The organism is Streptomyces marokkonensis, from assembly GCF_039539045.1.
GTDB classification, from domain to species: Bacteria; Actinomycetota; Actinomycetes; order Streptomycetales; family Streptomycetaceae; genus Streptomyces; species Streptomyces marokkonensis.
This window is the reverse complement of the sequence record NZ_BAABCQ010000195.1, coordinates 1-13,489: the sequence shown is the minus strand read 5'-3', so window position 1 is coordinate 13,489 and position 13,489 is coordinate 1. Positions and strand designations below refer to the sequence as shown.

The window sequence follows — 13,489 nt, the reverse complement described above, 5'->3', positions numbered from 1 at the left end:
CCGGATCAGGACCCGGATCAGGACCCGGATCAGGACCCGGATCAGGACCCGGATCAGGACCCGGATCGGGGTGCGGTCCGGGCGGCGGCCGGCCTGCCTCGCGGCGGCGGCGATCGCGGTGGCGGCGTTCCTGGCCGCTGGTCCCGGTGTCGCCGTCGGCGAACCGGTCACCACCCCGACATCCCCGGCATCCCCGGCGCCCCCGCCCGCCCCCGGAGCCGCCGCGGGAGCAGCCCCGGGAGCCGCCGGAGGGTCCACTCCCGCGTTCGGCGCGTACCTGGACTACGGCACCCGCGGTGTGACCCGGATGGCGCGGCTCAGCCACTGGCTGGGCGGCGCCGATCTGCGCGTCGGCCACACCTATCTGCCCGGCGACCGCTGGAGCAACATCGAGGGGGCCCCCGGCTTCCTCGACGTGTGGGCCGACTGGCGCACCAGCGAGCCCGACCGGATGCTCGTCCTCAACGTGCCCATGATGGAGCGCAACGAGAAGGGCGTCGACGACGACGAGGTGCGCGAGTTGCTGCGCCAGGGCGCCACCGGGCGTTTCGATCACCACTTCAGGGCCCTCGCCGAACGGTTGGTCGAACTGAACGTGCCGGACACGGTCCTGGTGCTCGGCTGGGAGATGAACGGCATCACGTACACCCATCGCTGCGGGCCGGACCCGGAGGCCTGGAAGACGTACTGGAACAGGATCGTCACCACCATGCGCGCGGTGCCCGGTCAGAAGTTCCGGTTCGATTTCACCCCGAGCCGCGGCAGGGACGCCATTCCCTGGACGCGGTGTTATCCGGGGGACGCCACGGTCGACATCATCGGCATGGACTCGTACGACCAGCCGCGCGGAATGACCTTCGACGAACAGGTGAGGGAACCGTACGGACTCCAGGCGCACGTGAATTTCGCCAAGGCCCACGGAAAGCCCATCTCCTATCCGGAATGGGGTCTCTTCCGCAACGGCGACAACGCCGAGTACATGCGGCGCATGCTCGCCTGGATGGACGAGCACAAACCCGTGTACAACACGGTCACCGACTACTGCCCGCACGGCGTCTGGCAGTGCGACGACAACCCCCGCTCCACGGCGGTCTACCGGTCCGTGCTCTTCGGACGCACCGATGAGCCGGACCCGGCGGCGACCGGGAAGCCGGCCACGCCCACCGTGCCCACCGCACCGCTCGTGCCCACCGCACCGCCCGTGCCCACCGCCCCGGCCGTGCCCGCGGTGCCGGCCACCGCGACCGAGCCGTCGGCGGACTGCTCGCCGCTGGAGCTCGGCGACTGGGTCGAGTACTGGCTCGGCGGGAAGCTCTGCACGCGCCTCGACTGGTTCTCGCGCGGCGAGTAGCCGCTCGCCGGGGCCGGGGCCGGGGCCGGGGCCGGGGCCGGGGCCGGGGCCGGGGCGGTGGCGGCGGCGGCGGTGGCGGTGGTGGCGGTGGTGGGGCCGGTCATGTTCTGCCGCCACCGTCGGGCTCCTTCCGTTCCTGCCGGCGATGCAGCAGTTCCTTGCCCCGCCGGCGTGCGGCGACGTCGCACAGGGCCGCCGCCAGCAGCGGGGTCGTGCGCCGGCGGGCCAGCAGCAGCCGCTGGTTCCACGCCGGCTCCGGGCGCCAGTGGTGCTTGTACGGCTCGTTGCCCCGCAGCAGGCTCAGCGTGCCGCGCTCCGGGGCGCGGGCGTGCTCGGCGCACGCCGCCAACAGCATCACCGCCACGTCCGCCTTGCGCTCCCGCAGCCGGGGATGAGCGCCGTACAGGTAGCCGCCCGCCAGCCGCCGGGACAGCAGCGTCACGTCCACGGCCACCACCTCGTCGTCCATCCGGAACTCGGTCACCACCGCGTCCCCGGAACGCACCATCGGCCCCACCGCCCGCACCAGGTGCTCGCGGAACCGGGGGCGCAGGTGCTCGCCGGTCACCTTCCGTCCCTGCCACTGCAGCCGGTGCAGCTCCAGCAGCCGGCTCAGCGCCGCGTCCACCTCTCCGGGGAGGACGGCCCGGCTCCCCACTCCGAGCGCCTCCAGCCTGCGCAGCTTGGCGCGCGCCCGCTGCTGGGCCTTGGCCGAGGGCAGCCGGGCGACCAGCTCGTCCATGGGGGCCGCGGGCAGCTCCAGGCAGAGTGAGCCGGACACCCGGTACCGGGGTCCGTGCCAGCGGTCGTAGACACGTTCGGCGGCGGAGCCCGGCCGTACCTCGCGCAGGTCGATCAGCGCGGTGCGGGCCGCCGCCGACAGTCCTTCGGTGAGCGCGGCCACCGCGCCCTCCCCGCGTTCGTCGTCCAGCAGGACGTCCGCGTAGTCGGAGATCGCCCCGCCCAGCGGCACCAGCGCCGGCACCGGACCCCGGACGAGCGTCAGGGGCGCGGCGGCGACCAGTTCGCGGCCGTCACGGGCCAGCAGCAGCCGCAGCCGGCCACGCCCGCCGTACGACCGCCACCACGAGTGCAGCCAGGCGTGGCTCTGGAACGGGGTCGCGGCGGCGCACCGGCGGTACAGCCGCCCCCACTCCGGGGCCAGCTCGGCGAAGCCGTGCTCGTCGGTGACCAGCTCGGTCGTGTAGGTCGCCGGGGCCGGGGCCGGGGCCGGGGCCGGGGACAGGAACGGGGAGGGGGACGGGGACGGCGCCGGGTGCGCGTCCGGATACGTCTTCGGACGTGGCATCGGGTACGGGGTCGGAGACGTCGTCGCAGACGCCGGCGGGTACGTCACAGCTGTCCGCGCACATCGGCCGCCGAGGCGGGTCCGGGTACGGCGGCCGGCCCCGCCGCCGTGCGGCCGGGCTCCCGCGCGGACCGGCGCGGCCGGGCCAGCAGCGCCAGCCCGCCCAGCAGACCGCCCGCGCTCGCGCCCACCAGCCCCGTCACGGTGGACGAGGCCGAGGACGCCTCGGAGGGCTTGGTGGCGCGCGCGAAGTGGCGCAGTTCGACGTGGGTGTCGTCGGCGGAGGTCTCCGCGTGCCGGGTCAGTGCGCGGGAGACCGCGTTGGCCATGTCGGCGGCCTCCTCCGGGCGGGAAGAGGTGGCCCTCACCGAGACCATCGGCGCGTCCGGCGAGGTCGCCGTGCGGACGCTCTCCTCCAGCGTCGCCACCGGCACGCCCGCCCACATCTGGGCGTCCCCGAGCACCGCGAGCTGCGTGGCGACCCGGCCGTAGGCCTGTGCGAAGCCCAGCGCGGAGGCCGGGTCGGACTCGTCGGTGGGGACGGCGACGACGTAACTGGTCGCCGTGTACTGCGGGGTGGTGACCAGGCCGTAGCCCGCTCCGAGCAGTCCGCCGGTGAGGGCGGCGGACGCGAGGATGGCCCAGGACGGAAGGGCCCGGGGCCCGGACCGGCTCCCGTCCCGGGGGCGCGTCCGGTGCCGGGGCCGGACGCGGCGCAGGGCGGCGCGCGCGCGGCCCGGCCGGGTGGGCCGGTCGGCGGCGGGGTTCGCGGCCGCCGGTTCGGGGGCCGGGGGCCGGGTGAGGGACTCGGTCATGCGGAGCTCACTCCCTGGGATACCGGGGACAACGGGCGGGTGAGGGCGGTCGAGTACACGTCCATCAGCTGGGCGGCACTGCGGGTGACGCAGTAGTGGCGGGCGGCCTCGGGCACGGTGCGCGGGCCGGGGCCCGGACCGGCGGACGCCCGGACCTCGGCGAGGGCGCGGGCGAAGTCCTCGTCGCCGCCCGTGACACGCCGGGCCGTGGGAGCGGCGTCCGGGGGCAGGTCCTCGACGGCCGGGCAGGAGGCGTAGAGCACCGGCAGCCCGGAGGCGAGGCCCTCCACGGCCGCCAGGCCGAAGGCCTCCTCCGGCGACGGCGAGGCGAGCACGTCCATCGCGGAGGCGAGCGACGGCAGGTCGGGGCCCAGGGAGCCGTCGGTGACGTAGGGGCGTTCGCCGGTGAGCAGGACTCGGTCGGCGACTTCGGCCTCGTGGGCGGTGCGGCGCAGGAGGTGCTCCTCGGGTCCGCCGCCGACCAGCAGCAGCCAGCAGTCGTCCGGGAGGCGGGCCAGGGCCCGGACCAGGACGTCGAACCGCTTGCCCGCGGTCAGCCGGCCGATGCCGCCGACGACGTACGCGCCGTCCGGCAGACCGAGGCGGCGGCGGGTGCGCAGGCGGGCGACGGGGTCGAAGCGGAAGCGGTCCAGGTCGATGCCGTTGGGGACGACCTCGATGCGGGGCGCGGGCACACCCCAGCGCCGCAGCCGGTCGGCGACGGTGGGGGAGACGGCGACCGTGGCGCTGCCCAGCCGCTCCCCGGCCAGATACAGGGCGCGGACGCCCCGAGTGAGCGGGCGACCCTCCAGCTGGGAGTCGCCGAGGGAGTGCTCGGTGGCGACGACGGCGCGGACACCGGCCAGGCGCGCGGCGAGCCGGCCGTAGAGGCAGGCGCGGTAGAGGTGGGTGTGCACGAGGTCGTAGCCGCCGGTACGGATGAGCCGGGTCAGGCGGGGCAGTACGCCGAGGTCGCGGTTGCCGGTCATGCCGAGGTGGACGACCTTGACGCCATCGGCCAGCAGCCCGTCGGCGACCGCCCCCGGGTTGGTGAGCGTCACGACGTCGCAGTCGACGGGGAGGTGACGCAGGAGCAGCCGCAGTTGCTGTTCCGCGCCGCCCACGCCGAGGCCGGTGATGATGTGCAGGGCCCTCACCTCACACCCCCGTGGCGGGACGGCGGCGCAGGCGGTGCAGCCGGGTCTTCAGCAGCAGGCGCACGGCGGTGTCCCGTTGGCCGACGTGCACGCGTGGCAGGGCATGCGGGCCGGTCAGCGGGCCGGGGGCGATCGCGCAGGCGTAGGTGTATCCGGCGGCCCGTACGGCGTCGGCGGCGCGGGCGTCGACCGTGCCGTACGGGTAGCAGAAGCCGGTGACCGGAGCACTGATCAACTCGGAGAGCAGTGCTCTGCTTTCGGAGGTCTCGGCCTTCAGTGCGGCATCGTCCGTCTTCGTCAGATCGACGTGGGTGAGCCCGTGCGAGCCGATCTCGACACCCTCCGCGGCGGCGTGCCGGATGCCGTCGGCGGTCAGCAGTGGCTTGCGCGGACCCAGGGGGTCCCACGCGTTGTCGCCGCCGAGCCGGCCCGGCAGCACGAAGAGGGTGGCCTCGCAGCCCCAGTGGCGCAGGCGGGGCAGCGCGTGCTCGACGAAGTCGGCGTACCCGTCGTCGAAGGTCAGCCCCACCAGACCGCGGCCCTCGCCCCGGGCCCGCGCGGCCAGCAACTCGGCGACCGACACCCCGCGCAACCCGCGCCGCCGCAGCCAGCCGAGCTGCGCGTCCAGCCGGTCGGGCGTGACCGTGAGGCGGTAGGGGTCGTCCGTGCGGTCACCGACGGAGTGGTACATGGCCACCCAGGGGGTGGTGGCCGGGCGTGCGCGGTCTTCGGGGCCTGAGTGAACTCCGGTGCGGGTGCGGGTGCGGACGCCGGTGTGCGTGAGGTCGCCGGCGTGCGGCGTGCGGGCGTCAACGGCATCTGCGGAAGAGGGAGCGTAAGCGGGATCGGAAGCGGCAGCGGGGGTTGGGGTTGGGGTTGGGGTTGGGGAGTGTGCGGGGACGGAAGCTGAAGCGGCCATGCGGGAGCCTTCGTGTGACGGAGCGGACGAGATCGAGGGCCGGCGCGACGCCTTGGACGCGCAGGACCCGGCCGAGCAGGACAAAGACACCGACGACGGTCGCCGCACCGGCGGCGAGGGGGACGGCGAGGGGAACGGCAGGGGAGAGGACAGGGGAGGCGACGGGGGAGGCGGCGAGCACGGCGGACCGGTCCGCGGCCAGGGCTCCCGCGACGGACGCCACGCCGGCCGCCACCACCGGCCGGCCCAGGTCGCCCAGTACGCGCCGGACGCGGACCGGGACGCTGCGCGGGCCCATCCCGGCGAGCAGGAGGGCGGCGGTGACGGTGATGCCGGCGGCGTTGGCGGCGGCGATGCCGCACACGCCCCACGGGCCGACCGCCCAGGTGCCGGTACCGGCGGTGACGGCGAGGCCGACGGCCATCGCGCCGAGCGGGTACCAGCTGGCACGGCCCGCCGAGAAGTAGGAGCGGGCCAGCGCGCCCACCACGGTCTGGCCGAGCAGCCCGAGGGCGTACACGCGCATGACGCTCGCGGTCGCCGCCGTGTCGGCCGCCGTGAAGGCGCCGCGCTGGAAGAGGAGTCCGGCCATCTGCGGCGCGCAGGCGACGACCGTGGCCGCGCCCAGCAGCACCAGGCAGGCCGCCAGCGCCACATCCCGCTCGACGCGGTCGCGGGCCCGCTCGGTGTCGCCGTCGGCCATGGCCCGGGCCACCACGGGGAAGGTGACCGTGCACAGCATCAGCGACAGCGTCATAGGGATCTGGGCCACCTTCTGCGCGTAGTTCAGGTGCGAGATGGCGCCGGAGGGGAGCCCGGAGGCGAGGAAGCGCTCGACGAGGACCTGGGACTGGCGGCACAGCGCGAAGAGCAGGACGGTGGTGAACAGGGCGAGGGCCAGGGGGCGTGCGTGGTCCTCGCCGACCGACGGCCGCCCGCCGTCGTCCCGGCGGCGCAACTGCCGCAGCAGCGACGGCAGCTGCGCCGCCACCATCAGGAAGCCGCCCGCCGCGACCCCGACCGCCGCGGAGCGCACCCCCCAGCGGTCGCCGAGCAGGTACATCGCGGTGATGATGGCGGTGTTGTAGGCGACGTAGATCGCCGCGGGCGCGAGGAACCGGCGGTGCGCCCGCAGGGCGGCGCTGCAGTACCCGGCCAGCCCGAAGCTCACGACGCAGGTGGCGGTGAGCCGGGTGCAGTCCACGGCGAGGCCGTGGTCGGGCAACCCCGGAGCCAGGGCCCGCACCAACTGCGGGGCGCCTACGACGATCAGCGCGCCGACCGCGACGAAGGCCGGCGCCAGCCGGGGCAGGGTCGAGGCGACCAGTTCACGGACCGGGTCGCCGGTGGTGCCCCGTGCGCGGCGGGCCAGAGCCAGGCTGAACATGGGGACCAGCGCGAAGGCCAGCCCGTCCTCGATCAGCAGCGTCGCCGAGAACTCCGGCACCGTCCACGCCACCAGGAAGGCGTCCGTCTCGCTGCCGGCCCCGAACAACCGGGCCAGCGCCTGGTCCCGCGCCAGCCCGAGTACCGACCCGGCCACCGACAGCACGGCGGTGACCAGCGCGGCCCGGGCGAGGAAGCCACCTGAGGAACGGGCCTCGGCCGCCGTCGAGGGGTCGGTCGCCGTATCCCTATCCGTATCCGTATCCGTATCCGTATCCGTGTCCGTGTCCGTGTCCGGCCCGACGGTCCGGGCCGGCGGGGCGGAAGCCTCGCCCGCCGCACGGATCGGGGTCGCCTTCACCGGACGGGTCCCTCCGCCGAGCCGGAACAGGGCCCGGCCCCGGCCCCGGCCCCGGGCACGGACTCGGTAGCGACACCGGAGCCGGCACCGGACTCAGCCTCGGCGCCGGACTCAGCCTCAGCCTTGGTACCGGTACCGGTACCGGTAAGCGCACCGTCCCCAGCCCCGTCCCCGAGTGCCCACCACGCCGCCAGCCCGAAGCACACCGCAGTCAGTACGGTCGAGGGCCCGCCGATGTCGGCGTACGCGAAGTCGGTCAGCTGCCACACCAGCAGCCCGCAGGCGACCAGAGCGCAGTCCGCGCGGTCCGGCCCGGGCCCGCCCCGCGAACGCCGGACCGAACGGAGTTCGCGCAGCCCCAGTGCGAGCAGCGCCAGCCAGCTCCCCGCCAGCGCGAGCAGCCCGATCAGCCCCTGCTCGGCCAGGACCAGCAGGTACATGTTGTGCGGGGAGAGCAGCGGCTGCTTGAGGTATCCGGCACCGGCGCCGTCGGTCTCGCTCCCCGAGGACAGCGCCAACGAGGCGTGCCCGTCCCGGTGCTCGGGGAAGCCTTTCAGACCTACGCCGGTCAGCGGCCGTTCGCGCCACATGCCGGCCGCCGCCGCCCACATCGTGTAACGGTCGGTCACCGACTGGTCGGGCGAGTCGGTGACCCGCGTGATACTGCCGACCCGCTCCTGGAGCATCGCCGTACCGATCCCGAACCCGCCCACCAGCACCACCCCCGCCGCGACCACGGCCGCCCCCACCGCCAGCGCCCGGCGCACCCCGGCGAGCAGCAACTGCGCCGCGCACGTCACCGCCGTGGCGATCCACGCCCCGCGGCTGAACGACAGGGCGAGAGGCAGCAGCAGGGCGAGCACGCACCCGGCGGCGAACAGCCGGTGCCGCACCGGCGTCCGGCCCAGCGCCAGACCGACCGCGCAGACCAGCCCCAGGGAGACCACGGTCGCCATCCCCATCACGTCCTGCGCCCCGAAGGTGCCCACGGCCCGGACCTGCTCGCCCTGGTAGGAGGCGCCGGTCGCGGTGACGTACTGGTGGACGCCGACCGCCCCCTGCCACACCGCCAGCCCCACCATCGACCAGGCGAGCAGCCGTACGTCGTCCCGGCCGCGGATCAGCAGCAGTACGGCGGCGGGCACGAGGACGAAGACCTGGAGATAGCGGCCGAGCCCGGTGAGCCCGGCCCCCGGCGACACCGCGCCCATGGCGGCCACGGCCAGTCCGAACACGGGCAGACCCAGCACCACGGCCGCCGTTCGGGACAGGGGGCGCCGTCGATCCCGTACCAGGCGCAGGGCGCAGTACAGCACCACCAGAGCGGAGACCGCGTCGGCCGGGTGCGCGCCGCCCCCGCCGTCCGGTGCGACCGGCAGGGCGAGCAGCGCGACGACCGCGACCACGGCCAGCACGGGCGGCAGCCGCCGCACGCGCGCGGCGGACCACGGGGGCAGGGTCTGGGACACCTCGCTCAGCTCCCGGTGGGGCGCACGAGCGCGACGGCCGTGCGCAGCAGGATGCAGACGTCCTGCCACAGCGACCAGTCGTCGATGTAGGCGTTGTCGAAGCGGGCCCGGTCCTCGATGGAGGTGTCGCCGCGCAGCCCGTTGATCTGGGCCAGGCCCGTGATGCCGGCCGGCATCCGGTGGCGGGCGGCGTAGCCGGGGTGGGTCCGGCTGAACTGCGCCACGAAGTAGGGCCGTTCGGGGCGCGGGCCGACGAGGCTCATGTCGCCCCGGAAGACGTTCCACAGCTGGAGCAGTTCGTCGAGGGACGTGCGGCGCAGGAAGCGGCAGAACCACGGCATCCGCCGCTCGTCCGCCACACTCCACCGGGTCGCCGACTCGTGCTCGTCGGCAGGGCGGTGGGTGCGGAACTTCAGCAGCGTGAACGGCCTGCCGTCCTTGCCGACGCGCTCCTGCCGGAAGAGTACGCCGGGGCCACCGACGGCTCTCAGCAGCGTGGCGCAGGCCAGCAGCAACGGGCTCAGCAGCACCAGCAGCGCCCCGGAAACCGTCACGTCCAGCACCCGCTTGCCGGCGCCGCCGGACCGCCCCGCCACCGGCTCCGGACGCCGGCAGGGGAACCCGGCGAGCCGGTCCCGGCCGCCCGAGCCCGGGGGAGCGACGGGGGAGCCCGCGTCGACGGGGGAGCCCGCGTCGACGGGGGTGTCCGCGTCGAGCTCCCACACCACGCAGCCGGACTCGGCCAGCGCCCGCAGCAGCGGCCCCTGCCGGGTCCGTACGGAGGGGTCGACGGTCAGTACGTCCCGCACGCCGTTCTGCACGACCGCCCGACGCACCTCCTCTCCCGTGGTCAGCGCGGGCAGTCCGGTGGTGCCGCCCGGGTCGTCGTCGGTGACGATGCCGACGGGGCGCACCCCGCAGTCCGGGTGGCGCAGCACCGCCGAGGCCACGCGCCGCGCGGTCGCGGCGGGGCCGACGACGAGGGCCGCGCGCGGGTGGTTCAGCAGCGCGGCGCGCCGCCGCCGGTGTACGAGGCCCCGGCCGGCGCAGCCCGTCGACGCGTGCAGCAGGAAGCCGAGGAGCAGCGTGCGGACGGACAGCGCGTGCGGCGGGGCGTGCGCCGCGACGAGCGCCGCCAGCGCCAGCCAGAGCACCGCGATCCGGGAGCACAGGGCGGGCAGGTCGTCCAGCACCCCCGGCAGCCACCGGCGGGGGCGCGGACGCAGCAGCAGCGCGGCGGCGACCAGCAGGGCGGCGAGCAGCGGTTGGTGCGGGGCGCCGGTCAGGACCAGCGAGCCCGGCAGCACGGCGGCCGCGCCGTCCGCGACGAGCAGCGGCAGCGGGGAGACCTGCCTCGCGGAGACGAGTCCTGCGGAGTCCCATCCCGCGGAGTCCGGTCCCGCGGAGTCCGGCCGTGGGGAGTCCGGCCGTGGGGCGGGGCGCCCGGTGGGGGACCCGGGACCCGTGGTGCCGGCGCGCGGCGCCAGCACCGAGACGGGAAAGGACGAGCCGAGGTCGTGCGGCTGGCCGGCGGGGTTGGGGACGGTGCTTTCCGCGGTCACGGGTGCGTGGACTCCCTGTACTCGATGGGCACGACGGACGACCGGCCCACGGCTGCCGTCCAGTCGCCGGAGGGGTGGGGCTCCGCGGGTGCCGGCCGGTGGCCGGGGAGGGGGCGCGGTCCGGCCGGCCGCCCGTGGTGAGGAAGGAGGGTGCGGTACACCGCCGCGACGGCGCCGGCCGTGAGCCGAACGTCGTGCGTGGAGCGGACGTGCGCACGCCCCCGGAGGCCGAGCGACGCACGCAGTGGAGCGTCGAGCAGCAGTCCGGTGATGACATCGGCCAGCGCCGTGGGGTCCTCCGGCGGTACCAGGCAGTGCCGCGCGAGAGCGGGCGGCAGGCCCTCGCGTGCGCCGTCCACGTCGGTCACCACCACGGGCCGTCCGCAGGCCATCGCCTCCAGTGGGGCCAGCGCCATGCCTTCCCAGCGCGAGGGCAGGACGACCAGGTCGGCGGATCGGTACCAGGGGGTGGCGTCGGCGACGGCGCCCACGAAGACCACGGACGCCGGGACGTGCTGGGCGTGCTGGGCGTGCTGGGCGTGCTGGGCGTGCGTACGGTGCGTGCCGTGCGCACCGGAGCGGCGCCGGGCCAGTATGGCGCCGCCGAGAAATCCGTACGCCGAGGCACACGCGGTGAGCCGGGTGTGCTCCGGGCCGTCGCCGACCAGTACCAGCCGAGCACCTGGCACGCGCGCGAGGACCGACTCCCAGGCAGCCAGCAGGACGTCCTGCCCCTTCTGCCGGCACAGCCGTCCCACGCAGACCACCAGCGGCGTGCGAGGGCCGGCGCCGGCCCGCAGCCGTACTGTGGCCGCGTTCTCCGCGTTCTCGGCGGTCTCCATGCCGTCCCGGTCCCCGACGGTGTCGGCGTCGCCGAAGCGGTCGAGGTCGATGCCGTTCGGGATCACCGCCCACCGCGCGCGGACCCCGGCCCGCGTCCCCCGCCGCCGCTCCGCCTCGCTCACGCACACCGTGCGCGCCGCCCACCGTGCCCCCCACCGCTCCCAGCCCAGCGCGAGGGCCGCGGCAGGCCCCCCGACGGCCTCGAACGACCAGGCGTGCGGCTGGAACACGGTCGGAACACGTCCTCGTACGGCGAGCCGTCCGGCGAGACCGGCCTTCGCGCTGTGCGCGTGCACCAGGTCGGGCCGTACGTCCGCGATCAAGCGCGCGAGCCGGCGTACCTCCGGCACCAGCGCGGGACCCGGTGACCGCGTCGCCGGCCAGTGCCGCACGTCCGCACCCAGCGAGCGGAGTTCGCCCGCGAGGGCCCCGCCTGGACAGGCGACCGTGACATGCAGCCCGGCGGCGAGCTGAGCCCGCGTCAGGTCCGTCACGACCCGGGCGACCCCGCCGTCGACCGGCTGGGTGACGTGGAGAACCCTTGGCGGGGAGTCGGTCGGTGGCAGGTGCATACGCGTTTCCTCGCTCGCTCACGGAAAATGCTCGGGACGGGCGGGAGAACGTCTCACCGCAGGGCGCCGGCCCGACGCGGCGGCGCATGCCGCGTCCCGCTGGGAAACGAGCCGGAAGACCCTGCGGGCCACCACCGCGTTCGGAGCTCCCGGAGAGTGCCCTTGGCCGATGTCCCGCAGTGGTGCACAGGGATGCGTCGGATGGTGTGGGACTCTAGCGGCTACCTGTACCAATCCGATGAAACCGGGCAAGTGTGTTGGATTGGTGAAGGCCGCACGCCCGTGGGACCACTCGTTCGGCGGCACAACTCGTGTGGGTGCCACGCGTTGACACTGAGCCGGGCGCCCGCCCGGATGTTTGTGTCAATCCCAAGGAGTACCTCTCCATGTCGCGTATCGCGAAGGGCCTGGCCCTGACCTCCGTCGCCGCCGCCGCGGCGGCGGGCACCGCCGGTGTCGCCGCCGCCGACAGCGGCGCGCAGGCCGTCGCCGCCCATTCCCCGGGTGTCCTGTCCGGCAACGTGGTGCAGGTTCCGGTCCACGTCCCGGTCAACGTCTGCGGCAACACGGTCGACATCGTCGGCCTGCTGAACCCGGCGTTCGGCAACGAGTGCGAGAACGACTGACGTCCGCTCGAAAGCACCGCACCGGCCGCCCGTGCCGCGGTTCCTCTCCGCGAACGGGCGGCCGGCGCGCGTCGTCGTACGGACGGTTGCCGCACGGACGGCGGTGTGCTGCCCCGAATGGGGGGTCTGCGTGCCGACACGGTGTTCGGACCTTGACAAGGCGTCTCACCAGGTAGGACGCCGGTGCGGGAAAAGGCAGGGGTATGCGCCGGGTCACCGCTCGGTTGCAGAGCGCCATGGGCGCTTCCACGGTGGGCACAAGATCCGACGCACCACCGAAAGGAACCCCCATGCGTCTGCCCGCACGGCGAATCGCCACCTCCGCTCTCTGCGCCGGCCTGCTGATCGGCCTTTCCGGTCCGGCGGTGATGGCGGCCGATGGCGGATCGGCCAGGGAACGCACGCACGCGGCGTCCCACGCACCCCTGCCCGACGCCGCGGAACTGCAGAACCAGGTCGGCAGTCTGGCCGGCCTGGGCGGAGTGCTCACGCCGGTCACCGACCTGCTCAGCGCCGTACTCGAGGCCGACAACGGCCGCTTGTCCACCGAGGAGGCGGACAAGCTCGCCGCCGCCGCCAAGGACGCCCTCGCCAAGGCCGACGCCGCCGACGCCGCCGACGCCGAAGAGGCGGTGACCGCGCCGGGCACAACCAGCCCCGACGCGACCACTCCCGGCACGACCACCCCCAGCACCACGACGCCCGGCACGAGCACCCCGGTAAAGCCGCCGGTCGTGACCGCACCGGAGGCCGAGACGCCGGTCACGCTGCCGGCACCCGTCGTGGCGCAGAGCGCCGACGGCACCACGGCCGCGACCGCGGCGGCGGCCGACCTGGCCGCCGCCGCGCAAGCCGCTCTGCAGGTGCGGATCGACGCCCTGGTCAAGGCCACCACCTCCGGTACCGCCGGGCAGGTGAGCCCGGCCGTCGGGGACGTGGTGACCGGCGTGGTCAACGTCGTCGCCGCCACACTGGTCGGCGGCGGGCTGCCTGCCGCCGACCTGGCCGGGCTGCCCGCGCTGCCGAGCACGCCGGAAGCCGCCACGCCGGAAGCCGCCACGCCGGCGAACCCGTCCTGACGCCCCACGCGTGCCGGGCCGTCGCGCCATCCCTTCCGGG

11 protein-coding genes are annotated in these 13,489 nt (G+C 75.2%); 3 read left to right on the top strand and 8 right to left on the bottom strand.

Features of this window, described 5'->3' with window-relative positions; genetic code table 11:
* Window positions 1-52: 52 nt before the first annotated feature.
* Window positions 53-1,351 (top strand): glycoside hydrolase family 26 protein, encoded by a 1,299-nt coding sequence (locus tag ABEA26_RS31570; protein ID WP_425587927.1) that lies wholly within the window; start codon window positions 53-55, stop codon window positions 1,349-1,351.
* A gap of 100 nt (window positions 1,352-1,451) precedes the next feature.
* Here ABEA26_RS31570 and ABEA26_RS31565 read toward each other — a convergent pair whose 3' ends face one another.
* The 8 genes from ABEA26_RS31565 to ABEA26_RS31530 form a co-directional block, all read right to left on the bottom strand.
* A complete protein-coding gene (locus ABEA26_RS31565) occupies window positions 1,452-2,660 on the bottom strand; it encodes a GNAT family N-acetyltransferase (protein ID WP_345596935.1) in 1,209 nt (402 codons plus the stop codon).
* 44 nt (window positions 2,661-2,704) lie between these two features.
* Window positions 2,705-3,475 carry a YveK family protein gene (locus tag ABEA26_RS31560; RefSeq protein WP_345596933.1) on the bottom strand — a complete coding sequence of 257 codons (771 nt, stop codon included), beginning with the start codon at window positions 3,473-3,475 and terminating at the stop codon, window positions 2,705-2,707.
* Entirely contained in the window at window positions 3,472-4,632 is a 1,161-nt protein-coding gene (locus ABEA26_RS31555) for a glycosyltransferase (protein ID WP_345596932.1), read from the bottom strand. Before ABEA26_RS31555 ends, ABEA26_RS31560 begins: the two co-directional genes overlap by 4 nt.
* Window position 4,633: 1 nt before the next feature.
* Complete coding sequence (locus tag ABEA26_RS31550; protein WP_345596939.1) at window positions 4,634-5,323, bottom strand: polysaccharide deacetylase family protein; 690 nt, start codon at window positions 5,321-5,323, stop codon at window positions 4,634-4,636.
* A 118-nt stretch (window positions 5,324-5,441) separates the two neighbouring features.
* Entirely contained in the window at window positions 5,442-7,298 is a 1,857-nt protein-coding gene (gene murJ, locus ABEA26_RS31545; RefSeq protein WP_425587926.1) for a murein biosynthesis integral membrane protein MurJ, read from the bottom strand.
* Window positions 7,295-8,767 carry an O-antigen ligase family protein gene (locus ABEA26_RS31540; protein WP_345596931.1) on the bottom strand — a complete coding sequence of 491 codons (1,473 nt, stop codon included), beginning with the start codon at window positions 8,765-8,767 and terminating at the stop codon, window positions 7,295-7,297. The genes murJ and ABEA26_RS31540 overlap by 4 nt, the downstream gene beginning before the upstream one ends.
* Window positions 8,768-8,772: 5 nt before the next feature.
* A complete protein-coding gene (locus ABEA26_RS31535; RefSeq protein WP_345596929.1) occupies window positions 8,773-10,329 on the bottom strand; it encodes an exopolysaccharide biosynthesis polyprenyl glycosylphosphotransferase in 1,557 nt (518 codons plus the stop codon).
* Window positions 10,326-11,744 carry a glycosyltransferase gene (locus tag ABEA26_RS31530; RefSeq protein ID WP_345596927.1) on the bottom strand — a complete coding sequence of 473 codons (1,419 nt, stop codon included), beginning with the start codon at window positions 11,742-11,744 and terminating at the stop codon, window positions 10,326-10,328. Before ABEA26_RS31530 ends, ABEA26_RS31535 begins: the two co-directional genes overlap by 4 nt.
* A 386-nt stretch (window positions 11,745-12,130) precedes the next feature.
* Here ABEA26_RS31530 and chpG point away from each other — a divergent pair, with 386 nt between their 5' ends.
* Together chpG and ABEA26_RS31520 are read left to right on the top strand one after the other, a co-directional pair.
* A complete protein-coding gene (gene chpG, locus ABEA26_RS31525) occupies window positions 12,131-12,370 on the top strand; it encodes a chaplin ChpG (protein WP_345596925.1) in 240 nt (79 codons plus the stop codon).
* Window positions 12,371-12,660: 290 nt separating this feature from the next.
* The gene (locus ABEA26_RS31520; protein WP_345596924.1) at window positions 12,661-13,449 is read left to right on the top strand and encodes a hypothetical protein; all 789 of its coding nucleotides are present in this window, start codon (window positions 12,661-12,663) and stop codon (window positions 13,447-13,449) included.
* Window positions 13,450-13,489 lie beyond the last annotated feature (40 nt).

Coding starts and splice junctions, on each gene's coding strand:
- ABEA26_RS31565 (WP_345596935.1), bottom strand. CDS start 2,660: ATGCCACGTCCGAAGACGTATCCGGACGCGCACCCGGCGCCGTCCCCG.
- ABEA26_RS31560 (WP_345596933.1), bottom strand. CDS start 3,475: ATGACCGAGTCCCTCACCCGGCCCCCGGCCCCCGAACCGGCGGCCGCG.
- ABEA26_RS31550 (WP_345596939.1), bottom strand. CDS start 5,323: ATGTACCACTCCGTCGGTGACCGCACGGACGACCCCTACCGCCTCACG.
- ABEA26_RS31530 (WP_345596927.1), bottom strand. CDS start 11,744: ATGCACCTGCCACCGACCGACTCCCCGCCAAGGGTTCTCCACGTCACC.
- chpG (WP_345596925.1), top strand. CDS start 12,131: ATGTCGCGTATCGCGAAGGGCCTGGCCCTGACCTCCGTCGCCGCCGCC.
- ABEA26_RS31520 (WP_345596924.1), top strand. CDS start 12,661: ATGCGTCTGCCCGCACGGCGAATCGCCACCTCCGCTCTCTGCGCCGGC.